Origin of the sequence: Streptomyces sp. NBC_01176 (assembly GCF_045039825.1) — a bacterium.
GTDB lineage: Bacteria > Actinomycetota > Actinomycetes > Streptomycetales > Streptomycetaceae > Streptomyces.
In genome coordinates this window covers 7148755-7172820 of record NZ_CP108600.1, presented here as the reverse complement: position 1 = coordinate 7172820, position 24066 = coordinate 7148755, and the positions used below count along the sequence as shown (strand labels likewise).

20 protein-coding genes are annotated in these 24066 nt (G+C 70.4%); 11 read left to right on the top strand and 9 right to left on the bottom strand.

Annotated features, from left to right (window positions below; all coding sequences use genetic code 11):
* Positions 1-183: 183 nt before the first annotated feature.
* Positions 184-1131 carry a hypothetical protein gene (locus tag OG199_RS31040; RefSeq protein ID WP_356800144.1) on the top strand — a complete coding sequence of 316 codons (948 nt, stop codon included), beginning with the start codon at positions 184-186 and terminating at the stop codon, positions 1129-1131.
* Positions 1132-1154: 23 nt separating this feature from the next.
* On the opposite strand, the gene OG199_RS31035 is transcribed toward OG199_RS31040, so the two are convergent.
* Positions 1155-1562, bottom strand: coding sequence for a Rieske (2Fe-2S) protein (locus OG199_RS31035; RefSeq protein WP_356800142.1), 408 nt, complete (start codon positions 1560-1562; stop codon positions 1155-1157).
* Between the two features lie 196 nt (positions 1563-1758).
* Between OG199_RS31035 and OG199_RS31030 the strand changes: the two genes are divergently transcribed.
* Together OG199_RS31030 and OG199_RS31025 are read left to right on the top strand one after the other, a co-directional pair.
* On the top strand, positions 1759-2823 hold the full coding sequence (locus tag OG199_RS31030) for a LacI family DNA-binding transcriptional regulator (protein WP_405832258.1): 1065 nt from the start codon (positions 1759-1761) through the stop codon (positions 2821-2823).
* Positions 2820-3731, top strand: a complete 912-nt coding sequence (locus tag OG199_RS31025; RefSeq protein ID WP_356800138.1) for a carbohydrate kinase — start codon at positions 2820-2822, stop codon at positions 3729-3731. The genes OG199_RS31030 and OG199_RS31025 overlap by 4 nt, the downstream gene beginning before the upstream one ends.
* Before the next feature lie 162 nt (positions 3732-3893).
* Here the strand turns inward: OG199_RS31025 and uvrA are convergent, their stop codons facing one another.
* On the bottom strand, positions 3894-6950 hold the full coding sequence (gene uvrA / locus OG199_RS31020) for an excinuclease ABC subunit UvrA (protein ID WP_356800136.1): 3057 nt from the start codon (positions 6948-6950) through the stop codon (positions 3894-3896).
* A 222-nt stretch (positions 6951-7172) separates the two neighbouring features.
* Here uvrA and OG199_RS31015 point away from each other — a divergent pair, with 222 nt between their 5' ends.
* From OG199_RS31015 to OG199_RS30995, 5 genes are all read left to right on the top strand, one after another.
* Positions 7173-7862 (top strand): maleylpyruvate isomerase family mycothiol-dependent enzyme, encoded by a 690-nt coding sequence (locus tag OG199_RS31015; protein ID WP_401798486.1) that lies wholly within the window; start codon positions 7173-7175, stop codon positions 7860-7862.
* Between the two features lie 46 nt (positions 7863-7908).
* Positions 7909-8565, top strand: a complete 657-nt coding sequence (locus OG199_RS31010) for an MBL fold metallo-hydrolase (protein ID WP_405832255.1) — start codon at positions 7909-7911, stop codon at positions 8563-8565.
* 340 nt (positions 8566-8905) lie between these two features.
* Positions 8906-9799, top strand: a complete 894-nt coding sequence (locus tag OG199_RS31005; protein WP_356800155.1) for an ABC transporter substrate-binding protein — start codon at positions 8906-8908, stop codon at positions 9797-9799.
* Complete coding sequence (locus tag OG199_RS31000) at positions 9796-10710, top strand: amino acid ABC transporter permease (protein WP_401798489.1); 915 nt, start codon at positions 9796-9798, stop codon at positions 10708-10710. Before OG199_RS31005 ends, OG199_RS31000 begins: the two co-directional genes overlap by 4 nt.
* Positions 10707-11477, top strand: a complete 771-nt coding sequence (locus tag OG199_RS30995; RefSeq protein WP_405832253.1) for an amino acid ABC transporter ATP-binding protein — start codon at positions 10707-10709, stop codon at positions 11475-11477. The genes OG199_RS31000 and OG199_RS30995 overlap by 4 nt, the downstream gene beginning before the upstream one ends.
* A 16-nt stretch (positions 11478-11493) precedes the next feature.
* On the opposite strand, the gene aroQ is transcribed toward OG199_RS30995, so the two are convergent.
* On the bottom strand, positions 11494-11967 hold the full coding sequence (aroQ, locus tag OG199_RS30990; RefSeq protein ID WP_405832251.1) for a type II 3-dehydroquinate dehydratase: 474 nt from the start codon (positions 11965-11967) through the stop codon (positions 11494-11496).
* A gap of 348 nt (positions 11968-12315) precedes the next feature.
* On the opposite strand from aroQ, the gene OG199_RS30985 reads away from it, so the two are divergent.
* Entirely contained in the window at positions 12316-13584 is a 1269-nt protein-coding gene (locus tag OG199_RS30985; RefSeq protein WP_401798491.1) for an MFS transporter, read from the top strand.
* Positions 13585-13659: 75 nt separating this feature from the next.
* Here OG199_RS30985 and OG199_RS30980 read toward each other — a convergent pair whose 3' ends face one another.
* The 6 genes from OG199_RS30980 to OG199_RS30955 form a co-directional block, all read right to left on the bottom strand.
* A complete protein-coding gene (locus tag OG199_RS30980) occupies positions 13660-14760 on the bottom strand; it encodes a calcium:proton antiporter (protein ID WP_405832248.1) in 1101 nt (366 codons plus the stop codon).
* Positions 14761-14896: 136 nt separating this feature from the next.
* Positions 14897-15886, bottom strand: coding sequence for a TerC/Alx family metal homeostasis membrane protein (locus OG199_RS30975; protein ID WP_356800120.1), 990 nt, complete (start codon positions 15884-15886; stop codon positions 14897-14899).
* A gap of 285 nt (positions 15887-16171) precedes the next feature.
* Positions 16172-18202 carry a TerD family protein gene (locus OG199_RS30970; protein ID WP_405832246.1) on the bottom strand — a complete coding sequence of 677 codons (2031 nt, stop codon included), beginning with the start codon at positions 18200-18202 and terminating at the stop codon, positions 16172-16174.
* Positions 18203-18245: 43 nt separating this feature from the next.
* Entirely contained in the window at positions 18246-18824 is a 579-nt protein-coding gene (locus OG199_RS30965) for a TerD family protein (RefSeq protein WP_351718665.1), read from the bottom strand.
* A 159-nt stretch (positions 18825-18983) separates the two neighbouring features.
* A complete protein-coding gene (gene uvrB, locus OG199_RS30960) occupies positions 18984-21107 on the bottom strand; it encodes an excinuclease ABC subunit UvrB (protein ID WP_401798495.1) in 2124 nt (707 codons plus the stop codon).
* Positions 21108-21147: 40 nt separating this feature from the next.
* Positions 21148-22014 carry an MHYT domain-containing protein gene (locus OG199_RS30955; RefSeq protein WP_405832243.1) on the bottom strand — a complete coding sequence of 289 codons (867 nt, stop codon included), beginning with the start codon at positions 22012-22014 and terminating at the stop codon, positions 21148-21150.
* A gap of 276 nt (positions 22015-22290) precedes the next feature.
* Here OG199_RS30955 and OG199_RS30950 point away from each other — a divergent pair, with 276 nt between their 5' ends.
* Together OG199_RS30950 and OG199_RS30945 are read left to right on the top strand one after the other, a co-directional pair.
* The gene (locus OG199_RS30950) at positions 22291-23184 is read left to right on the top strand and encodes a glycerophosphodiester phosphodiesterase family protein (protein ID WP_356803336.1); all 894 of its coding nucleotides are present in this window, start codon (positions 22291-22293) and stop codon (positions 23182-23184) included.
* 113 nt (positions 23185-23297) lie between these two features.
* On the top strand, positions 23298-23852 hold the full coding sequence (locus OG199_RS30945; protein ID WP_405832241.1) for a methylated-DNA--[protein]-cysteine S-methyltransferase: 555 nt from the start codon (positions 23298-23300) through the stop codon (positions 23850-23852).
* The last annotated feature ends 214 nt before the right edge of the window (positions 23853-24066 follow it).

Here is a 24066-nt window from a genome sequence, read left to right as displayed (position 1 = left end):
GCCGACCGTGTTGGGCATCAGGTGTTGTCGGGACTTGGTCAACACGCTTCAATGCGGGGGAACTCGGGGGCGAGGACGGCGACAGGCGCGTGTGAACCGGACCCATGCGCCGGCCGGGTGTCCCCGGGAACCCTCGCGCGACGGTCTGACCAGCCGTTGTGAACTCCACAGAAAGGCCCCTGCATGCGGCACGGCACACAGCACGCGGACGTCGCCACGGCGGAACTGGAGACGGCCCTCGCGGGCGGCCCCTTCCATATCGCGCTGCGCGCCGCGATCACCGCACGCGGCCTGCCCCTGCAGCGCGTCCAGCACCATCTGTCGCGGTACGGGGTGAAGGTCGGGGTGACCAGCCTGAGCTACTGGCAGCAGGGGGCGCGGCGCCCGCAGCGCCCCGAGTCGCTGCGGGCCGTTCGTGCCCTGGAGGAGATCCTCCAGCTCCCCGACGAGTCCCTGATCCGGCTTCTCACCAAGGCCGACGAACGCTCCGAGCCCCAGCGCCCCGGGGGCCGCTCGTACCGCTCCCTGGTGGAGGCCTCCGGCGTTCTGGAGGAACTGCTGGCCGAGCTGGAGTCGACGCTCGACGGCGGACTGCACACGATCGGCCACCACGAGCGCGTACGGATCGGCGCACATCGCGAGCTCCTCGCACGCGAGTCGCAGCACATAGTCCGCGCCCACAGAGACGGGGTGGACCGCTATGTGGCCATCCACCATGGGGATCCGGGTTGCGCTCCTGACCGTACGAGGGTCCGCGCTCTGGAGAACTGCCGTACGGGCCGCGTGCGATGGCACCGCGACACGGGGGTGCTGGTGGCCGAGCTGCTCTTCGACACACGGCTGCGCGCGGGCGACACGTTCCTCTTCCGCTACGCCTTCGAGGACGGCACGGCGGGCGCGTCCAGCGAGTACGTGCGCGGGTTCAGCTTCGCGGGCGGGCAGTACGCCCTCCAGGTGGGGTTCGCCGAGGAGGCGCTGCCGGTGCGCTGCCACCGCTTCACCCAGCACTCGGCCGCGGCACCGCGCAGTGGCCGCCAGGAGCTGCCGCTGAGCGGGCACCACCGCTCGGTGCACCTCGTCGAGCCGCGGGTGCGGTCGGGCATCGTGGGGATCGGCTGGGACTGGGAGTGATCCGGTCCCCGCGTCCGCATTGATCAGGCGCCGGGACCCGCGACGATCTTCCCGCCCTTCGCCTCCACGGGCAGTTCCTTCAGCGGTTCGGTGGCCGGCTCCCGCAGCACCTTGCCCGTCGCCGCGTCGAACTCGCTGCCGTGGCACGGGCAGACGAGCGTCGTTCCCTGGAGCTTGTCGATGGCGCAGCCGGCGTGCGTGCAGATCGTGCTGAAGGCCCTGAGGGAGCCGTTCCCGGCGCGGCTGACCACGACGTTCCGGTCCCGGTACAGCTTGGCGCCGCCCTCGGCGATCTCGCTCTCGGCGCCCAGGTCGACGGGCGCGGTCGGCGTCGCCGGTGTTCCGCCGCCGCTGCCGGAGCAGGCGGTGAGGGCGATCCCGGCGACGGGCGCGAGCGCCGCTCCTCGCAGGACGGTACGGCGGCCGGGCATGGCGTCTCCACTGGTCGGGGCTGGCTGCGCCTCGACGATACCGGCACGCCCCGGTCACTCCCGAGCGGGGCGGGAGACGGGCGCTCTCGGGGACGTAAACGTTTGCGCAATCGTTTACGCCGACCGTCGCGTGCGATAGGTTCCGGCCCGGGAAGGGCCACGGCGGGGAAGGGCCACGGCGGGGAAGGGCTGGGCGATGGCGACGATGGTCGACGTGGCGGCGCACGCGGGAGTGTCCGTGGCGACCGTCTCCCACGTCCTCAACGACACGCGCCCGGTGCTGCCCCACACACGTCAGGCCGTCCTGGACGCCATCGACGCGCTCGGCTACACCCCCAACGCCCTGGCGCGTTCACTGGTCACCTCGCGCACCCGGTCCATCGGCCTCGCGGTGTCGGCGATCAGCAACCCGTACTTCACGGACATCCTCCAAGGCGTCGAAGCGGGCGCCCTGGAACAGGGCTACGGCCTGCTCCTCGCCGACCCGCACGACGACCCCCGGCACGAGCGGAAGGTCGTCCAGCTGCTGCACGAGCGACGGGTCGACGGGCTGATCGTCGCACCCTCGGCGGACCCCGACGCGCTGCTGCGCTACCTCGGCCGGCACCAGGTCCCCACCGTCTTCCTGGACCGCCTCGTCGAGGCCCCGGCCGGCCACTCCTTCGCCTTCGACCAGGTCTGCACCGAGAACGCCGCCCCCATGGCGCAACTGGTCGCCCATCTCGCCGAGCGGGGCCACCGGCGCATCGGGCTCGTCGCCGGACTGCCCGGCCTGAGCACCACCACCGAGCGGATCTCCGGCTACCGCCACGGCCTCGCGGGGGCCGGGCTCCCGTACGACGAACGGCTCGTGGCACACGGCGACTCCGTGACGCAGGCGGCCGAGCGCGCCACCGGAGCCCTGCTCTCCCTCGGCGCACCGCCCACCGCTCTCGTCACCGCGAACAACGCGATGACCATCGGCGCGCTGCGCGCCCTGCGCGAGCGCGGTCTGTCCGTACCGGACGACCTGGCGCTGTGCTGCTTCGACGACTTCGCCTGGGCGGACCTGTTCGCGCCCCGGCTGACGGCGATCTCCCAGCCCAGCAAGGAGATCGGGGCGCAGGCCGTCCGGCTGCTCCTGGAACGGCTGGCCGCGCCGGAGCTGCCCGGCCGGACGGTCCGGCTCCCGTGCGCCTTCGTGCACCGCGGCTCGTGCGGCTGCGCCGAGACCCTCCGCCCCGAGATTCCCGAGAGCCACGCGAAAGGATCCCTGTCGTGATCGTCGTCGCCGGTGAGGCCCTGATCGACCTGGTGCCGCAGGGCGCGGGCGCGCTCGTGCACCTGCGGCCCGCGCGAGGGGGCGGTCCCTACAACACCGCGGTGGCACTGGGCCGCCTCGGCTCCCCCACCGTCTTCTGCTCCCGGGTCTCGAACGACGCCTTCGGCGAGGCCCTGCTGGGCGGACTGCGCGAGGCGGGCGTCGACGTGTCCTCCGTACAGCGCGGCGCGGAGCCGACGACGCTGGCGGTCGCCACCGTCGACGCCGACGGGTCGGCCGCCTACTCCTTCTACGTCGAGGGCACGGCGGACCGTCTGTTCACCGCACCGGACCGGCTTCCCGACGCCGTGCGGGCGGTGTCCTTCGGCACCGTCTCCCTCGTCCTGGAGCCCGGCGCGAGTGCCTACGAGGAACTGCTGCGGACCGCGGCAGCGCGGGGTGTGTTCACCGCGCTCGACCCGAACGTCCGGGCGGGGCTGATCCCCGACGCGGACGCCTACCGCGCCCGCTTCAAGAGCTGGCTGCCTTCCGTGGCGCTCCTCAAGCTCTCCGAGGAGGACGCACGGTGGCTGGGCGGCACCCCGCACGAGTGGCTGGCGTCCGGTCCCGCGGCCGTCGTGATCACCCGGGGCGGCGAGGGTCTGACGGTGTTCACCCGGGACGGCGCGATCCACTCCGTGCCTGGTGAACCGGTAGAGGTCGTGGACACCATCGGCGCCGGCGACACGGTGAACGCGGCCCTGTTGCACGGCCTGGCCGCACGGGACGCGCTCACTCCCGCCGCCCTGGCGGACCTGAACGCCGAGGACTGGACCGAGCTGCTGCGGTTCGCGGCCCGCGCGGCGGCGATCACCTGCTCACGCGCGGGCGCGGAACCGCCGTACGCCGCCGAACTCGACGCCCCCTGAGCTCTCCGGGTCCCTCTGCTCTCCAAGTCCCTTTTCGGAACCGGACGGGCAGCGGACCGGCAGCGGACCGGCAGCGGACCGGCAGCGGACCGGCGCCAAATGCGCGGGCCCCGCGGGGAGTTCCCGCGGGGCACCGTTTTCTGCCGTCCTGCTGCCGTCGTGTCAGGCCTTGCGCGCCCGCGTGGTCTTCTTCGCGGGTGCCGCCTTCTTGGCCGCCGTGCTCTTCGTGGCCGTGTTCTTCGTGGCCGCGGCCGCCTTCTTCGTGGCCGTGTTGTTGACGGCCTTGGTGGTCGTCTTCCTGGTCGTCGACTTGGCCGCCACCGCCTTCTTGGCCGCCGTCCTACGGGGGGCCTTCACGGCGGCGCCGTCACTGATCCGGTCGGCGCCCAGGATCTCGCGGAGGAACTTGCCCGTGTGGCTGGTCGGAACCCCGGCGACCTCCTCGGGTGTGCCCTCGGCGACGACGAGACCGCCGCCGTTGCCACCTTCGGGGCCCATGTCGACGACCCAGTCGGCGGTCTTGATGACATCGAGGTTGTGCTCGATCACGATGACGGTGTTGCCCTTGTCGACCAGGCCGGACAGCACCGTGATGAGCTTGCTGATGTCCTCGAAGTGCAGACCGGTGGTCGGCTCGTCCAGCACGTACACCGTGCGTCCCGTGGAGCGCTTCTGCAGCTCGCTCGCGAGCTTGACGCGCTGGGCCTCGCCGCCGGACAGCGTCGGCGCGGACTGGCCGAGCCGGACGTAGCCGAGACCGACGTCGTTGAGCGTCCTGAGGTGGCGGTTGATGGCGGGGACGGCCTCGAAGAAGTCGAGGGCCTCCTCGATCGGCATGTCCAGGACCTCGGAGATGGACTTGCCCTTGTAGTGGACCTCCAGGGTCTCCCGGTTGTACCGCGCCCCGTGGCAGACCTCGCAGGGGACGTACACGTCCGGCAGGAAGTTCATCTCGATCTTGATCGTGCCGTCGCCCGAGCAGTTCTCGCAGCGGCCGCCCTTGACGTTGAAGGAGAAGCGGCCGGGCAGATAGCCCCGTACCTTCGCCTCGGTCGTCTCGGCGAAGAGCCTGCGGACGTGGTCGAAGACCCCGGTGTAGGTCGCCGGGTTCGAGCGGGGGGTGCGGCCGATCGGCGACTGGTCGACGTGCACGACCTTGTCGACGAGGTCGTCGCCCTCCACGCGGGTGTGCCGCCCGGGAACGCTCCTGGCGCCGTTGAGCTCGCGCGCCAGATGCGTGTACAGGATGTCGTTCACCAGCGTGGACTTGCCGGAACCCGAGACACCCGTGACGGCCGTGAGCACCCCCAGGGGGAAGGACACGTCGATGTCCTGCAGGTTGTTCTCCCGGGCGCCATGCACTGTGAGGCTGCGGCCCGGGTCGGCGGGGCGGCGGATGTCGGGAAGCGGGATCTGCCTCTTGCCCGCCAGGTACTGGCCGGTCATCGACTCGGTGTTGGCGAGCAGCTCCTTCAAGGGGCCGCTGTGCACGACCTTGCCGCCGTGCTCGCCCGCGCCGGGGCCGATGTCGACGACCCAGTCGGCGACCTTGATGGTGTCCTCGTCGTGCTCGACGACGATGAGTGTGTTGCCCATGTCCCGCAGTCGGACGAGGGTCTCGATCAGGCGGTGGTTGTCGCGCTGGTGCAGGCCGATGGAGGGCTCGTCGAGGACGTACAGGACACCGACGAGTCCGGAGCCGATCTGGGTGGCCAGGCGGATGCGCTGGGCCTCGCCACCGGAGAGGGTGCCGGCCGCGCGGTTGAGCGAGAGGTAGTCGAGGCCCACGTCGACCAGGAAGCGCAGCCGTTCGTTGACCTCCTTCAGGACCCGCTCGGCGATCTTCTTGTCGCGGGCGTCCAGCCTCAGCTCGCCCAGGAAGTCCGCGCAGTCGCTGATCGACATCGCGGAGACCTCGGCGATCGACTTCTCCATGACGGTGACCGCGAGGATGAGGGGCTTGAGGCGCGTGCCCTCACAGGTGGGACAGGGCACCTCGCGCATGTAGCCCTCGAAGCGCTCACGGCTGGCGTCGCTCTCGGCCTCGCTGTGCCGCCGCTTGACGAAGGGGACGGCTCCTTCGAAGGGCGTGGTGTAGACGCGCTCGCGGCCGTACCTGTTGCGGTACCGCACTTCGATCTGCGTCTTGTGGCCGTACAGCAGGGCCTTCCTGGCGCGCTGCGGGAGACCGGCGAAGGGGATGTCGGTCCGGAATCCCAACGCGTCCGCGAGGGCTCCGACGAGCCGTCCGAAGTAGTCCTTCGTGTGTCCGTGCGACCAGGGGTGGATGGCTCCCTCGTCGAGCGACTTGTCCTCGTCGGGGACGATCAGCTCGGGGTCGACCTCCATGCGCGTGCCGATGCCGGTGCACTCGGGGCAGGCGCCGAAGGGCGAGTTGAAGGAGAAGGAGCGGGGCTCCAGCTCCTCGAAGGAGAGGTCGTCGTAGGGGCAGTACAGGTGCTCCGAGTACATGCGCTCGCGCTCGGGGTCGTCCTGCGGGAGGTCGACGAAGTCGAGCACGACCATGCCACCGGAGAGCCCGAGCGCGGTCTCCACGGAGTCGGTGAGGCGGCGCTTGGCGGTGTCCTTGACCGTGAGGCGGTCGATGACCACCTCGATGGTGTGCTTCTCCTGCTTCTTCAGCGTGGGCGGCTCGGTGAGCTGGATCGTCTCACCGTCGACCCTGGCCCTGCTGTACCCCTTGGTCTGGAGGTCGGCGAAGAGGTCGACGAACTCGCCCTTGCGCTCACGCACCAGCGGCGAGAGCACCTGGAAGCGGCTCCCCTCGGGCAGCTCCAGGACCCTGTCGACGATGGCCTGCGGCGACTGCCGCGTGATCGGGCGGCCGCACTCGGGGCAGTGCGGCTTGCCGATGCGCGCGAAGAGCAGGCGCAGGTAGTCGTAGACCTCGGTGATGGTGCCGACCGTCGAGCGCGGGTTGCGCGAGGTCGACTTCTGGTCGATGGATACCGCCGGCGAGAGGCCCTCGATGAAGTCGACGTCCGGCTTGTCCATCTGGCCGAGGAACTGCCGGGCGTACGACGAGAGCGACTCGACGTAGCGCCGCTGACCCTCGGCGAAGATCGTGTCGAAGGCCAGCGAGGACTTGCCCGACCCCGACAGGCCCGTGAAGACGATGAGCGAGTCGCGCGGGAGGTCGAGCGAGACATTCTTCAGATTGTGCTCGCGCGCTCCACGGACGATGAGACGGTCGGCCACGCCGGTCCGCACCTTTCTTGAGAGAAGTGACAGGGGCGGGGCCCCCGTCGTTTTCAGACTAGGGGGAGCCACTGACAGCGCCGGTTGCTTTCTCTGGTTCACAACAATCCCGGACTCTCAAGCATGCCCGACGCCGCGCCCGAGCTTATAGCACGTGCATTCGATTTGCGGGGGCGGGCGACCACCTTCACCCGAACGTGTGGCGGGGCTAGGGTCGGCGTCATGATTGATCATGTGCGCGACCTGGCGTCTGTACGTGACGCGACCGAACGGCTGCTCAACGCAGCCACCGAACTGGACAACGCCTCCGTGACCGAGCCGTCACGGCTGCCCGGCTGGAACCGTGGCCATGTGCTCGCCCACCTCGCCCGCAACGCGGACGCACTGGTGAACGTCCTCGTCGGCCGCCCCATGTACGTCTCCGGGGACGCCCGGGACGCCGACATCGAGCGGGACGCCCCGCGCCCCCTGGACGTACAGCTCGCGGACCTCCGCGAGAGCGCGGCCCGTTTCCAGGAGACCGGGGCCGTACCCGCGGACTGGTCGCGCACGGTGGAACTGCGCAACGGGGTCACCGACACCGCGGCCCGGGTGCCGTTCCGGCGATGGGTCGAGGTCGCGCTGCACCACGTCGACCTCGGGATCGGGTACGAGCTGGAGGATCTGCCCGCGGAGTTCGTGACGCGGGAGATCGACTTCCTCGCGGAGCGGTTCGGCGGCCACAAGGACGTGCCCTCGACCGGGCTGGCCGCCGACGAGGGGCAGGTCTGGACGACCGGCGGCGGCGCGGTGGGCGGCCCGGTCGCCCTGCGCGGTCCGGCCGCCGACCTGCTCGGCTGGCTCTCCGGCCGCCGTGACGGGTCCGCGCTGCGCATCGAGGGCGGAACGCTGCCGACGCTCCCGGCCCTGTAGGCCAGGACGGACCTCGGGCCCGCTCCCCCGCTATAGGCTGGCCGCCATGACGTACAGCGGAGCGGTGAAGGTCGGCGGACCCGCCGAAGTGCACGAGCTGCAGAACCTGATGATCTCCAAGGTCGCGGTCGGCCCGATGGACAACAACGCTTATCTGCTGCGCTGCCGGGCCACCGACGAGCAGTTGCTGATCGACGCCGCCAACGACGCCGCGGCACTTCTCACGCTGATCGGTGACGACGGCATCGCGTCCGTCGTCACCACCCACCGGCACGGCGACCACTGGCAGGCGCTCGACGCGGTCGTGGCGGCCACCGGCGCCCGCACCTACGCGGGCCGGGACGACGCGGAGGGAATCCCGGTGCCCACCGACGTCCTCGTGGACGACGGCGACACGATCCGGGTGGGGCGTGTGGAGCTCACCGCGCGTCACCTGGTGGGACACACACCGGGTTCGATCGCCCTCGTCTACGACGACCCGCACGGGCACCCACATGTCTTCACGGGGGACTGCCTGTTCCCGGGTGGTGTGGGCAACACCCACAAGGACCCGAAGGCGTTCGCCAGCCTCCTCCATGACGTGGAGACGAAGATCTTCGGCCCTCTGCCGGACGAGACCTGGGTCTACCCGGGGCACGGCAACGACACGACCCTGGGCGCCGAGCGCCCGCACCTGCCGGAGTGGCACGCGCGCGGCTGGTGATCGCGGGCCGTCCGGCGGAACCCGGCCGGGGGCGTGAAACAGCCGAGCGCGCGCCCCGTGTGAATCGGATGCACGCGTCGGCGCCCCGCGCGCGCTCCCGGCGTGCGCAGTGGTGCAGTCCACTGGAAGCAGCCCCGCACAGGATGACGGCTCCTGTGGTGGAACGGGCCGCCGGCCGTCGATCCCCACGCTCGGCCGGCGGCCCCGGCGAAGCCCCCGCCGAGGCCGATCGGCCAGGCTTCTCGCGAGCGTTCACGGGACTGCAACACACGTTCCCACTATGCGGACAATTACCGCTGTGACCTCGACAGACGGCATGGTGCACTGCCACTCTCCCGCCATGCCTCTCGCCCAACGCGCTCTGCGCCGCGCCGCGTCCACCGCCACCGTCGCCCTGCTCGCCGTCGCCGTGGGCTGTGCCCCGCAGCCGGAGAACCCGGCCTCCGACAAGGCTTCCGGGAAGACCGGGAAAGCCGGAGAGACCTGCGCGAAGGGCGCGTTGGGCACCCGGACGTCCGGCGAACTGACGGTCGCGACCGACGAACCCGCGTACGAGCCGTGGTTCAAGGACGACAAGCCCGCCAACGGCAAGGGCTTCGAGTCGGCGGTCGCGTACGCCGTGGCGAAGCAGCTCGGCTACGACAGGTCCAAGGTCGTCTGGCAGACCGTCCCCTTCAACAAGGCCTTCGCGCCCGGTGAGAAGACCTTCGACTTCGACATCAACCAGGTGTCGATCAGTGCCGAGCGCAAGAAGGCCGTGGACTTCTCGTCCGGCTACTACGACGTCCGCCAGGCCGTCATCGCGCTCAAGGGCTCCAAGGCGGCCGGGGCGAAGAGCCTCGCGGACCTCAAGGGCGTGAAACTCGGCGCCCAGGTCGGCACCACCAGCCTGAACTACATCGACGACGTGGTGAAGCCGGACCGGCAGCCCGCCGCCTACGCCAAGAACGACCAGGCCAAGTCCGCGCTGAAGAACGGTCAGGTCGACGCCATCGTGGTCGATCTGCCGACCGCCTTCTACATCACCGCCGCCGAGGTGACGGACGCGAAGATCGTCGGGCAGTTCGAGAACACCGGTGGCACGCCCGAGCAGTTCGGGCTCGTCCTCGACAAGGGCAGCGCGCTCACCCCGTGCGTGACGAAGGCCGTGGACGCGCTGCGCGAGGACGGCACGCTCGCCTCGATCGAGAAGCAGTGGCTGTCCGAGGCCGTCGACGCTCCGGTGCTCAAGTGACCGTCACGAAGGAGGAGTCGGGAGAAAGCCCGGGAGAGGACCCAGGCCAGGAAGACCTGTCCGGGGCGTACGTTCCGTCACGGCGACGCATCGAACGGGAGCGCTACAAGCGGGCCCGGGCCCGCCGCGCGACGGCGATCGCCGCGCTCTCCACCCTCGTGACCGGCGCCGCCCTCTCTCTCGTCGTCGTCAGCGCGCCCGGCTGGCAGCGCACCCAGGAGACGTTCTTCAACGGCCGGTACGCGCGCGAGGCGTTCCCCAAGGTCCTGGAGGGCCTCTGGCTCAACGTCCGGCTGCTCCTGGTCTGCGGAGTCGCCGTGCTCGTCCTGGGGATGCTGATCGCCGTCGCCCGCACCCTGCGCGGCCCGGTGTTCTTCCCGGTGCGCGCGCTCGCCGCCGCGTACACGGACTTCTTCCGCGGACTCCCGCTGATCATCAACCTGATGATCGTGGTCCTGGGCGTCCCCGCGCTGCGGTTGCAGGGAGTCACCGTGGACCCGGTGCTGCTCGGCGGCACGGCGCTCACCCTGACCTACTCGGCCTACGTCGCCGAGGTGTTCCGGGCCGGCATCGAGTCCGTCCATCCCTCGCAGCGCGCGGCGGCCCGCTCGCTCGGTCTCACCAACCGGCAGGCCCTGCGGTACGTCGTCCTCCCCCAGGCCGTACGCCGCCAGGTGCCGCCGCTCCTCAACGACCTGGTCTCCCTCCAGAAGGACACCGGGCTCGTGTCGATCGGCGGCGCGGTCGACGCGGTGCGCGCCGCGGACATCATCGTGGGCCGCAGTCTCAACTACACGCCGTACATCGTCGCGGGACTGGTCTTCGTCGCACTGACCATCCCGATGACCCGCTTCACGGACTGGGTCACGGCCCGGATGGACCGTCGGCGGGCGCAAGGAGGGGCCATATGAGCGACACTCCGGTGACGACCGGCACTCCGGTGCTGCGGATGGAGTCCGTCCGCAAGACCTTCGGCGAGACGGTGGTGCTGCGCGACGTCGACCTGGACGTCGCCCCGCACACGGTGACCGCGCTGATCGGCGCCTCCGGCTCGGGCAAGTCGACCCTGCTGCGCTGCGCGAACCTCCTGGAGGAGATCGACGACGGCGCGATCTGGCTCGACGACGAGGAGATCACCCACCCGCGGGCCGACCAGGACGCCGTACGCCGCCGTATCGGTGTGGTCTTCCAGGCGTACAACCTCTTTCCGCACATGACGGTCCTGGAGAACATCACGCTCGCACCGCGCCGTGTGCACGGCGCGAGCCGCGCCGAGGCGGAGGCGCACGCCCGGGAACTGCTCGACCGGCTCGGCCTAGGCGCCAAGGCCGGCGAGTACCCCGACCGGCTCAGCGGCGGCCAGCAGCAACGGGCCGCGATCGTCCGCGCGTTGGCCGTGCGTCCCCGGCTGCTGCTGCTCGACGAGATCACCGCCGCCCTCGACCCGGAGCTCGTCGGCGAGGTCCTGGCCGTCGTCCGGGACCTGAAGGACGAGGGCATGACCATGGTGCTGGCCACCCACGAGATGGGTTTCGCCCGCGAGGTGGCCGACCAGGTGTGCTTCCTGGACGGCGGTGTGGTCCTCGAACACGGCACGGCCGAGGCGGTCTTCGGGAACCCGCGCGAGGAACGCACCCGGCGGTTCCTGCGCCGGATCGTGGAGGCGGGACGGCTCTGAACCGCGCCTCCGCCGGTCAGGCCTCCGTCTTCCCCGTTCCCGCGAGCGCCGCGACCCGCTCCACCGCGAACGCGTACCCCTGCACACCGCATCCGGCGATGACCCCGTCGGCTCGCAGGGACACGTACGAGTGGTGCCGGAACTCCTCGCGCTGGTGGATGTTGGAGATGTGGACCTCCACCACCGGCAGACCGTCACAGGTGTTGAGCGCGTCCAGGATCGCGACGGACGTGTGCGAGTAGGCGGCCGGGTTGATCACGATCCCGGCGTGGTTCAGCCGCGCCTCGTGGATCCAGTCGACCAGTTCGCCCTCGTGGTTGGACTGGCGGAAGTCCACCGTGCCGCCGTGCGCGGCCGCCGCCTCGGCGCACAGGGCCTCGACATCGGCGAGCGTGTCGGAACCGTAGATCTCCGGCTGCCGCTGCCCCAGAAGATTCAGATTCGGCCCGTTGAGAATCATGATCGGGGCGGTGGCGAGGGTGCGGGGCACGGTTCCTCCGGTCCTTCCAGGTCTGCCGGCCCTTCAAGGACCGCTGCTCGGACCCGGTCTATCACGGTGCGACGCGTCCGTGACCGTCCGTACGCCTCCTTGGTGACTACGCTCCCGGCCTCACGATCGACTGCGGAGTGGACCCGGGGCAGACGATCCCCGACCGGTCATCCCCCTGGCCCGACGGTCATCCCCCTGGAGGGAGCGATCCGTGTCGGCGGACCCGCGCCCGGCGCATCACCGGCACCTGCCGGCACACCCCGCACTCCCGCACGCCCCCCGTAACCGTTGGTCACCGTGGGTAGTTGACGCGGCATGCACGACGTACGCACCGTAAGGGCGCCCTCCATGCTCAGGCTCGCGGCCGCCTCGCTCGTCGGGACGGCCATCGAGTTCTACGACTTCTTCGTCTACGGGACCGCTGCCGCGCTCGTCCTCGGGCCACTGTTCTTCCCCACCTTCTCGCCGCTGGCCGGGACGCTCGCGGCCTTCGCGACGTTCGGCGTCGGATTCGTCGCGCGCCCTCTCGGCTCGGTGCTGTTCGGGCACATCGGGGACCGGCGCGGGCGGCGGCCGGTGCTCGTCGCCTCGCTGCTGCTGACCGGCGCGGCGACGGTCGCGGTCGGCTGCGTACCGACGTACGACACCCTCGGCGCGGCCGCTCCCGCGCTCCTTCTCGTGCTGCGGTTCCTGCAGGGGCTCGGGCTCGGCGGGGAGTGGGGCGGGGCGGTCCTGCTGACCGCAGAGCACGCGCCCGCCGAGCGCCGCGGGCTGTGGTCCAGCTTCCCGCAGATGGGTCCCTCACTGGGGTTCGTGCTGGCCAACGGTGTGATGCTGGTGCTCTCGGCGGCACTGTCCGACGCGCAGTTCGCCGAGTGGGGGTGGCGGGTGCCGTTCTGGGCCTCGGGTGTGCTCGCGGCGGCGGGGCTGTGGCTGCGCGGCTCGCTGCCGGAGAGTCCGCGGTTCCTTGAGGTGCGGGACCACGCGCGCGCGCCGATCGTCGAGGTGGTGCGCGACCACTGGCGTCTGGTGCTGCTGACGGCCGGCGGGCTCGCGGTCGGCTACGCGGTCTTCTACGCGGTGACGACCTGGGCGCTCGCCTACGGTGTCGAGCGGCTCGGTGTGAGCCGTACCGTCATGCTGGCCTGCATCATGGCCGCCGTGGTGGTGAAGGGCTCCCTGACCCCCGTGGTCGCGCTGCTCGGCGACCGGTACGGACGGCGGCCGCTGTGTCTGGCCGGGTGCACGGGGGCCGCGCTGTGGATGTTCCCGATGATCGCGCTGCTGTCGACCGGCGAACCGCTGCTGATGTTCCTCGGGTTCCTGGTCGCGCTGCTCACCTTCATCACGATGTTCGCCGTGATCGCCGCTTATCTTCCCGAGTTGTACGAGCCTCGGGTGCGCTGCACGGGCGCGGCGGTGGGCTACAACCTGGGCGGGGTCCTCGGGGGCGCGCTCACGCCGATCGTGGCGACGGCGGTGGCCGACGGAGAGCGGGTCCCCTGGGGCGTGGCCGCGTATCTGACGGGGGTCGCGCTGCTCAGTCTGGGGTGCTTCGCGCTGCTGCCGGAGACCCGGCCGGTGCCCCGCCTGGCCGTCTCGGCCGTCACCGAATGACCACCGGTCACCGCGCGCCGGCCCAGGGCCGGCCGCCGGTCGCGACGTGGGCGTCGATCACCGAGCGGGCGCCGTCTAGGGGTTGACCGCCAGTTCCAGGTAGGCCGCGAACAGCACCAGATGGACGCCTCCCTGGAGAGGCGTGGCGCGCCCCGGGACGACCGTCAGGGAGCTCACGACCACGGTCAGCACGAGCAGCACCATATGGGTGGCGCCGAGGCCGAGGACCAGCGGCCCGGAGAGCCAGACGGACGCCAGCGCGACCGCGGGGATCGTCAGGCCGATGCTCGCCATCGCGGAGCCGAGGGCCAGGTTGAGACTGGTCTGCACGCGGTCGCGACGGGCCGACCGGAGCGCGGCGATGGTCTCGGGGAGCAGCACGAGCAGTGCGATGATCACGCCGACCACGGACTGCGGCATGCCGGCCGCCTCCACACCTGACTCGATGGTGGGCGAGACGCCCTTGGCCAGACCGACCACGCCCACGAGCGCGAGGGCGAGCAGCCCCAGACTGATCCTCGCGGCGCGGGCGGACGGGGCGTCCGCGTGCTCGTCCACGTCGATCACCTGGCCCTGGCGGGTGATCGGCAGGAAGTAGTCGCGGTGCCGCACGGTCTGGGTCGCCACGAACAAGCCGTACAGGACGAGTGAGGCGAGCGCGGCGAAGGTGAGCTGGGCCGTGGAGAACTCGGGGCCCGGCTTGCTGGTGGTGAAGGTCGGGAAGACCAGGCTCAGTGTCGCGAGCGTCGCGACAGTCGCCAGGGCGGCGCCGGTGCCCTCGGCGTTGAAGACGGCGAGCCCGTGGCGCAGGGAGGCGACGAGCAGACACACCCCCACGATGCCGTTACAGGTGATCATCACGGCCGCGAACACCGTGTCGCGGGCGAGGGTCGAGCTCTTGGCGCCGCCGTCCGCCATCAGGGTGACGATCAGGGCCACCTCGATGATCGTGACCGCGACGGCGAGCACGAGGGAGCCGAAGGGCTCACCGACCCGGTGCGCCACCACCTCCGCGTGGTGGACGGCTGCCAGCACCGCCCCGGCGAGGACCAGGGTCACCAGCGCGACCATCGCGCCGGGCAGGCTGCGCCCCCAGGTGAGGACGAGCAGGACCACCGCGACGACGGGCACGACGGCCGTCCACCGTGTCAGGAGTGACCGGAGCGGAACGATCATGCAGCGATCGTCGCAGGCGCGGGCGGCCCCCGCATTCCGATGGCGCGCCGCCCCCGACGACCGGAAGCCCCGGGAGGGCTGCGCGGCAGTTCACCGCGCAACCGTCCCGGGATGCCTGTTCGTGCGCCCGGGGCGGTCAGACGTCGATGCTGTCCTTCTGAGTGCCTTCGGCGTTCTCCCGCGCCGTCCGCTTCCTCGTGGCCGTCAGGCTGGTGATCGTCGTGACGACCAGGACCGCGCAGATGACGCCGAGCGAGACCGGGATGGATATCTCGGGGACGTGGACGCCGGACTCGTGGAGCGCGTGCAGCACGAGCTTGACGCCGATGAAGCCGAGGATAACCGACAGACCGTAGGAGAGGTGGACCAGCTTCTTCAGCAGACCGCCGATCAGGAAGTACAGCTGACGCAGACCCATCAGCGCGAACGCGTTGGCGGTGAAGACGATGTACGGGTCCTGGGTCAGGCCGAAGATCGCGGGGATGGAGTCCAGCGCGAAGAGCACGTCCGTGGTGCCGATCGCGAGCATCACGACCAGCATCGGCGTCATGACGCGCTTGCCGTTCTGCTGGATCCACAGCTTGGTGCCGTGGTAGCGGTCGGCCACACCGAAGCGCTTCTCCGCGGCCTTGAGCAGGCGGTTCTCCTCGAACTCCTCCTCGTCCTCGTCGGCCCGGGCCTCCTGGATCAGCTTCCAGGCCGTGTAGATGAGGAACGCGCCGAAGATGTAGAAGACCCACGCGAAGTTCGCGATGATCGCGGCGCCCGCGGCGATGAAGATCGCGCGCAGGACGAGTGCTATGAGCACACCGACGAGGAGCACGCGCTGCTGGTACTGCGAGGGCACCGCGAACTTCGCCATGATCAGGACGAAGACGAAGAGGTTGTCCACGCTCAGCGACTTCTCGGTGATGAAGCCCGCGAAGAACTCGCCGGCCGGCTGGCCGCCGGAGAAGACGAGCAGTCCCAGCCCGAACAGTCCGGCCAGAGCGATCCAGACGAGCGTCCAGATTCCGGCTTCCTTGATCGAGACGTCGTGCGGTTTGCGGCCGATGAAGAAGTCGACCGCGACGAGGGCGGCAAGGCCCAAGATCGTGAGGACCCAGAGGGTCAAGGAAACATTCACTGCGCCTCCGGCAGTACGTAACGGCAGATTTCAGCGTCGTCGCTACCGGAGGTCTCTTCCACCCGTGTCCGGTGGGGCGCGTGGTGCGCCTTCCGGTCACGGGCCGGCGCCCCGGGATCTGGCCAGATCCGTATTGACGGGTACGCCGCAGCAGGTAGGGAGTACTCCCCTCCGTGAGAACGAGAGTACCCGAATTACCAAGTGAAGGTAAAGGGATTAGTAAAAGAAGTACCAAGTCCGCTGGTCAGGGCACTTTACTGATGCTTGGTGAAGCGCTTCGAAGGGTCAGCGGTTCCACGGGCGGCGGGCCTCCGCGACCTGGGACAGCACCTGCTGGAGCACCTGGCTGCCCGGCGGGACGAGCGCGGGCTCGTACGTCCAGGCGTGACCGACCCACGGGTCGGCGAGATGGTCGTCGGGCACCGGCGTGAGCCGCAGCAGCCCGCGCCACAAAGGGTCCAACAGGGGCCCGTAGCCGGCGGCGTCCTCCCGGTCGGCCACCAGCATCAGATGCACGCCGACGGCCGGCCCCTCGTCCGCGAGATAGCGCAGTTGGGTCACGGCGCGGTCGTCGAAGCCGTGCGGGAAGTCGTTGACGATCAGCAACTGCTCCGCGGTGTCGAGGCCGGGCGGCAACGAGTCGGCGACTCCGCCGCGGACCGCCATCTGCACCAGGTCCACACGCTGGGTGAGCCGGGTCAGGACGTCGGCCACACCCGTGGCGCCCGCGGCGGGCGGTCCGTCCAGCACCCCGGAACGCACCAGCGGTGCGAGGGACGAGGCCGCGGAACCGGCCGGGTCGATGACGTGCACCGTGAACTCGCCCGCGGGATAGACGGCGAGCAGCCGCGCGGCGTTCGCCACCGCCGTGTCCATCGCGAGCCGGCGCAGCTCGTCGGAGTCAGCGAGCGAGTCCTCCAGAGTGGCTCGTCCGCTGTCGATCCACAGACCGCGCTCCAGCGGCAGCCGGACCAGCATCGGGATGCTCAGCTCCTCGCTCTCGGGCAGATGGAGGTCGCCGAGGCGCACGGCCATGGGGATCTCCATGGGCACCCGGTAGCCGTGCCAGACCGGGTTGTCCCAGCGTGCGTACGCCGCGGGCAGCGCGGGCTCGACGACGTCGGCCTCGGCGGCGAGCTGGGCGAGGTCCCGGTCGAGCGCCGCGCGGGCCTGGTCGACGAGGTCGGCGTGCTTGGCCTGGGCGGCCTCGCGGGCGGCGTCGCTCTGGCCGCCGATCCGGCTGCGCGGGTCGGACAGGGCCTTGTCGAGTTCCTGCTCCATGCGCGAGTCGGCGAAGTCGACGGCACTGCGATAGGCGGCCGTGGTGCGGGCCAGGTCCTCGAACATCCCCCACACCTGGTTGTAGAGGCGTTCCTCCATGGACCAGCCGGTCGCGTCGCCCGCGACGGGCCGCGCCGGCTGTCCGGGCGGGGCCGGCGGTGCGGTTGGCGGGGGCGTGGGCGGCGCCGAGGTCCGCCTGCCGGGGTGGCTGTAGTCGACCGGGCCGGTGGCGGGTCCGGAGGGGATGCCGACCGCGGAGGGATCGGGCTGTGCGGTGCCGCCCTGGTACCCCGGCTGCGGCACGGCGGCTCCCTGACCACCGGGCGTGTCGTACGGGGACGAGGACGGGGTCTGGAGCGGCGGCACGGTCCCGGAGGCGCCCTGCGGTCCGGCGTACGGCTGATCCGGTCCCGGCGCCGAGGCGGCCGCGTGTCGTGAGCGGTCCGTGTCCGGAGTACGGGGCGAGGGCGCCGGCACCGAGCGGGCCAGCCCCTGTGCCACCGCCTCGTTGATGCTGTCCGCGAGCCGGCGGGCCTCGGGCAGCCCCTGGTCGGTGAGAAGTTCGGCGAGGCCGCCCGCGTATCCCTGGCCGACCGCGCGCACCTTCCAGGCGCCTTGTCTGCGGTAGAGCTCGAGCGCGACGACGGCCGACTCCGTGTCCAGGCCGGTGATGGTGTAGCTGGCGACCTCGGAGCCGTCGAGTCCGGTCACGGCGACGAACGGGGCGGCCACGGCACCGAACCGGACCGGACCGGCGCCGGCCGGCAGCGCGAGCAGCACGCTGACCCGGTGCACGGTCCCTGGCAGGGCGTCGAGATCGAACGCGAGACGGTGGTCCGCCGCCGCCTGCTTGGAGACCTCCAGCCCGGGAAGGGTGGGCGCGCCCGGGTGCGCCACCCATTCGGCGCCCCGGACCGTGCCCTGCTCGTCACTGAGCGTGGCACCGGCCACGACCGGGCGGCCGGCCGATACACGGACTTCAAGACGGACCTGGGAGAGCGGGTGGTTCTGCCCCCGGACCAGCTCGGCCGTCATCGCCTTGTCCCCCTGTGTCGCTTCGTGCCTACGGTCGGGCTGCCTACAGGTGCGGCAGGATCGCGGGCATCAGGTCCTGGAAGGTACGGCCGTTGGCCGGGGTGCCGAGGGCCGTCATCTGCCAGCCCGGGCCGGAGCGGTGCACCTTCGCCATGATCTGGGCGGTGTACTGGCCGCCGCCCGCGAGCGTGTAGCGGGCGAGCTCCTGGCCGTTGGTCTCGTCGACCAGACGGCAGAACGCGTTCTGCACCTCCTGGAACGTCTGACCCGTGAAGGAGTTCACGGTGAAGACGATCTGGTCGATGTGGACCGGGAGGCGCTGCAGGTCGACGAGGATCGCTTCGTCGTCCCCGCCCTGGCCCACTCCGCCGACCACATTGTCACCGGTGTGCCGCACGGAGCCGTCGTCGCTGACGAGGTGACGGAAGAACACCACGTCGACGGGCTGCTTGTCCGCGAACAGCACGGCGGAGGCGTCGAGGTCGATCTCCCTGGTGCGCGAGCCGAACAGGCCGCGCCGGGGTGCCGCCTGCCAGCCGAGCCCCATGCGCACCGCGGTCAGGGTGCCCCCGTCGTTCTTCTGCAGACTGATGGCCTGACCCTTGGTCATGTTGACCGTCACGCGCTGATCCCCTCTCGGACTGTCCCCTGTTGCCGCGGAATCCGCGGATGACCAGAACCCTACGCAGCGCCACCGACAGTGCCGAACCCCGCGGCGCGCTTTGTGTCGGTCTTGCAACACAGCGCGTATCCGCCGAGGTCCGACGCGGTCGAAGGGGCGTCAGGCCAGGCCCGCCTCCCTCATCTGACGCAGTTCCTTCTTCATCTCCGACACCTCGTCGCGCAGTCGGGCCGCGATCTCGAACTGGAGGTCCGCCGCGGCGGCCCGCATGCGCTCCGTCATCTCCTCGATCTGCCCGGCGAGCTCGGCCGCGGGGCGGTCGGTCGGGGTCTTCGCGGCACTCTTGGCGGACTTGGCCGCCTTGCCACCGAGCGAGGGCACCGGGGCCTTGGCTCCCTTGCCGTCCTTCGCCTTGCGGTAGCCCGAGCCGAGCAGCTGCTCCGTGTCGACGTCCTCGCGGGCGATCTGCGCCACGATGTCGTTGATCTTCTTGCGGAGGGGCTGCGGGTCGAGGCCCCTCTCCTCGTTGTACGCGACCTGCTTCTCGCGCCGCCTGTTGGTCTCCTCGATGGCCTTCTCCATCGCCGGGGTGATCCGGTCGGCGTACATGTGGACCTGGCCGGAGACATTGCGCGCCGCGCGGCCGATGGTCTGGATCAGGGAGGTGCCCGAGCGCAGGAAGCCCTCCTTGTCGGCGTCGAGGATCGACACCAGGGACACCTCGGGCAGGTCGAGGCCCTCTCGCAGCAGGTTGATGCCGACCAGGACGTCGAACTCGCCCGCGCGCAGCTCGCGCAGCAGCTCGACGCGGCGCAGGGTGTCGACGTCGCTGTGCAGATAGCGCACCTGGATGCCGAGTTCCAGGAAGTAGTCGGTGAGGTCCTCGGCCATCTTCTTGGTGAGTGTGGTGACCAGGACGCGTTCGTCCTTCTCGGTGCGCTTGCGGATCTCGTGCACCAGGTCGTCGATCTGGCCCTCGGTGGGCTTGACGACGACCTCGGGGTCGATCAGACCCGTGGGCCGGATGATCTGTTCCACGTACCCGTCCGCGCGGGAGAGTTCGTACTTGCCCGGGGTCGCCGACAGATAGACGGTCTGTCCGATGCGCTCCTGGAACTCCTCCCACTTCAGCGGGCGGTTGTCCAGGGCGGAGGGCAGCCGGAAGCCGTGGTCGACGAGCGTGCGCTTGCGGGAGGCGTCGCCTTCGTACATGGCACCGATCTGCGGCACCGTGTTGTGCGACTCGTCGATGACGAGCAGGAAGTCGTCCGGGAAGTAGTCGATGAGCGTGTTCGGCGGGGATCCGGGCTCGCGTCCGTCGAAGTGCATCGAGTAGTTCTCCACGCCGGAGCACGAGCCGATCTGGCGCAGCATCTCGAGGTCGTACGTGGTGCGCATGCGCAGCCGCTGGGCCTCCAGGAGCTTGCCCTGCTTCTCCAGCTCGGCGAGACGCTCCCCGAGCTCCTTCTCGATGTCGTTGACGGCGCGCTCCATGCGCTCGGGACCCGCCACGTAGTGGGTCGCCGGGAACACGTAGATCTGTTCGTCGTCGCTGATGACCTCGCCGGTGAGCGGGTGCAGCGTGGAGAGCGCCTCGATCTCGTCGCCGAACATCTCGATGCGGACGGCGAGCTCCTCGTAGACCGGGAAGATCTCGATGGTGTCGCCGCGGACCCGGAAGGTACCGCGGGCGAACGCCACGTCGTTACGGGTGTACTGGATGTCGACGAAGCGGCGCAGCAGGTCGTCGCGGTCGATCTCGTCGCCGACCTTGAGGCTGACCATCCGGTCGACGTATTCCTGCGGCGTTCCGAGGCCGTAGATGCAGGAGACCGAGGCGACGACCACGACATCGCGTCGGGTGAGCAGCGAGTTGGTCGCGGAGTGGCGCAGTCGCTCGACCTCCTCGTTGATCGAGGAGTCCTTCTCGATGTAGGTGTCCGACTGGGGGACGTAGGCCTCGGGCTGGTAGTAGTCGTAGTACGAGACGAAGTACTCGACCGCGTTGTTCGGGAGCAGCTCGCGGAACTCGTTGGCCAGCTGCGCGGCCAGCGTCTTGTTCGGGGCCATGACGAGCGTGGGGCGCTGGAGCTTCTCGATCATCCACGCGGTGGTGGCGGACTTGCCGGTGCCGGTCGCGCCCAGCAGGACGACGTCCTTCTCACCAGCGCGGACGCGCTTTTCCAGCTCCGCGATGGCCGCCGGCTGGTCACCGCTCGGCTGGTAGGGGCTGACGACCTCGAAGGGCGCCACCGAACGTTCGATCTTTGATACGGGCCGCATGGGTTCCACCGTACGACCCCGCACTGACAACGGGACCCGGTCACCGGCTCTGCGGGGTCCGTACGCTCCGGTGCGCACGGTCGTGACCGGGATGCCGCGGCGGCCGGTGGCCGGGACGGGGACCGCTCGAGTGGGCCGGAATGCCGGGCCTGCGCTCCACGGGGGCCCGGTCCGGCTTTCCCATCACCATCAGCGGGTCGAACAGCACGACGGCACCGGCCAGACAGAGGAAGACCAGCGGGCCGATCATCATCGGCGCGAGCAAGGTGGTGGCCGAGTCACCCGCGGGGGTGCCGGAGGTGTGGTGGAGATGGACGCTGAGGGCGGCCATACCCGTGTAGTGCATGCCGCTGACAGCCAGCCCCATGACGAGACTGGCGCCCACGCTCCAGAGGAATCCCCGGACCTGGCCCGCCGCCCACAGGGCGGTGATGGCGGCGACGACGGCTATGACGACCGAGGCGGCGACGGTGAGCGTGTTGTACTCCAACTTGCCGTTCAGGCGCATGCCGGCCATGCCCAGGTAGTGCATGGAGGCGACGCCCAGACCGGTGAGGGTGCCCCCGGTGAACAGTGCCGTCCCGGTGGCGCCGCGGTAGCCCACGATGAAGATCCCGACGCCGACCATCACGATGGCCACGCCCAGGCTCGCGAACGTCGTGGGCCTGTCGTAGTGGATCGGGGTCTCCTCGACGGAGAACCCCATCATCGCGATGAAGTGCATGGTCCAGATGCCCGACCCGATCGCGGCCGAGCCGAGCGCGAGCCAGCCGGCCCGCCAGGAACGGGTGATGAGCATCGATCTGGTGGTGCACCGCAGGCCGAGCGCTCCACCCAGGCAGGCCATGAGGAACGCCGCCACCGGTGTGACGAGTCCGTAGCTGAAGCCGTCGATCGTGCCCTGCATGTACGGCTGTCCTTCCCGCCCTTTTGCACCAGAAATCCCAGAAACGCCCCCACTCTCCAGGCGCGTCAACGGCCGGGGGTGAGGCAGAGAGTATGACCCCCACCGGAATGGTCGAACGATTTTCCGGCAAAGAATCACGATCTCACCGCACTTGTGCGTTGCCGGTGCGCGGACTTGGTGAACTCCATTCGATGCGCGCGCGGCGCATCTCCCCCATGTGTCACCCTCTGCTGTCACTCTTGAGCTGTACGTGATCGATCGACGCGAGGAGTACGTATGCACGCGCGCGTTGCCGCCGCCACGACCACAGCGCTCATCGGGGGCACCGTGCTTCTCGGGGGGACCGCCTCGATACTGCCCGCTCCGCACGGGCGGGCCGGCTCCCCGGACGGCGGGGTCGTGATCGTCGCGCACCGCGGCGCCTCCGCCCACGCGCCCGAGAACACCCTGGCCTCCATCGACAAGGCCGCCGCGATGGGTTTCGACTGGGTCGAGAACGACGTCCAGCGCACCAAGGACGGCCAACTCGTCGTCCTCCACGACGCCACACTGACGCGCACGACCAATGTCAAGAAGGTCTATCCCCGCCGCGCTCCCTGGAAGGTCAAGGACTTCACCGCCGCGGAGATCGCACGGCTCGACGCGGGCAGCTGGTTCGGCCGCCGGTACGTCGGTACGCGCGTGCCGACGCTGAGGCAGTACATGGAGCGGGTCTCGCACAATCACCAGAAGCTCGTCCTGGAGATCAAGAACCCCGACCTCTATCCGGGCATCGAGCGGGAGACCCTCAAGCTGCTGAGCAACGAGGGCTGGCTCGACCAGGAGCACCTCCGGCACCGGCTGGTCGTCCAGAGCTTCAGCGCGGAGAGCGTGCGGACGGTCCACGATCTGCGTCCCGGGATCACGACGGCTTTCCTGGGCAAGCCGTCGTACGCGCAGTTGCGCGAGTACGCGCGGTTCGCCGACCTGATCAACCCGGACACCACCTCCCTCACCTCCGGATACGTCGCCACGGTCCATGCCTTCAAGGGACCGCACGGCAAGCCGATGGGGGTCTTCGTCTGGACCGTCGACGACGCGGACACCGCCCAGCGCCTGTCCGGCTACGGCGTGGACGGCGTCATCACGAACAAGCCCGACGTGGTCCGCAGCGCGCTGCAGGAGAGCTGAACCGCTCCCGGGGGCCCGCGTCGGACGCGGCACGCACGCCGGCTGGTGCGTGCCGCGTCCGGACCGCGTCCGGACCCCGGGCGTTGTCAGTGGCGCGCCGTACGGTGGATCTCATGAACAGCCATGGGCAGGACGAGCATCGGGTCGTGTGGAGCGTCGTCGGCACGGACATCGGTCCGCTGCTGCTGGCCGCGACGGACGACGGCCTGGTGAACGTGGTGTTCCACGCCACGGACACGGTCCGCGACCGGGCGCTCGAGCGGCTCGCCGCGCGCCTGGGCACCCAGCCGGTCGAGGCACCCGCCTCCCCGCTCCTGGCCGAGGCGATACGCCAGGTCGGGGCGTACTTCGCGGGTGAGCGACGTGACTTCGAGCTGCCGCTGGACTGGTCGCTCATCTCCGGGTTCAACCGCCAGGTGCTGCGGGAGCTGGAGTCCGGCGTCGCGTACGGCGCGGTCGTGGGCTACGGAGACCTCGCCCGGCGGGTGGGCCAGCCGGGCGCGGCGCAGGCGGTAGGCGTGGCGATGGGCTCGAACCCGTTGCCGGTCGTCGTGCCGTGCCACCGGGTCGTGGAGAGCGACGGCGGCATCGGAGGCTTCGGGGGCGGACTGGAGACGAAGCGGAAGCTGCTGGCGCTGGAAGGGGTGCTGCCGGAACCGCTGTTCTGAAGCGGGGACGAGGAGCGGGGACCAGGAGCGGAGGTCCTGAGCGGCCGCCCTGAAGCCGTCGCCCGCACGGCGGGGTGCGCCGACGCCGGCAGAGGCAGCCTGCGCGCCACCCCCGCGTGCTCCCCCTTGTTCGCACGCGGCGCGGATTGGAGACTGCGCCGGTGACCCGAGCCCGTTCCACCGCATCCGCACGCCCCGTGGCCGCATACCCCTC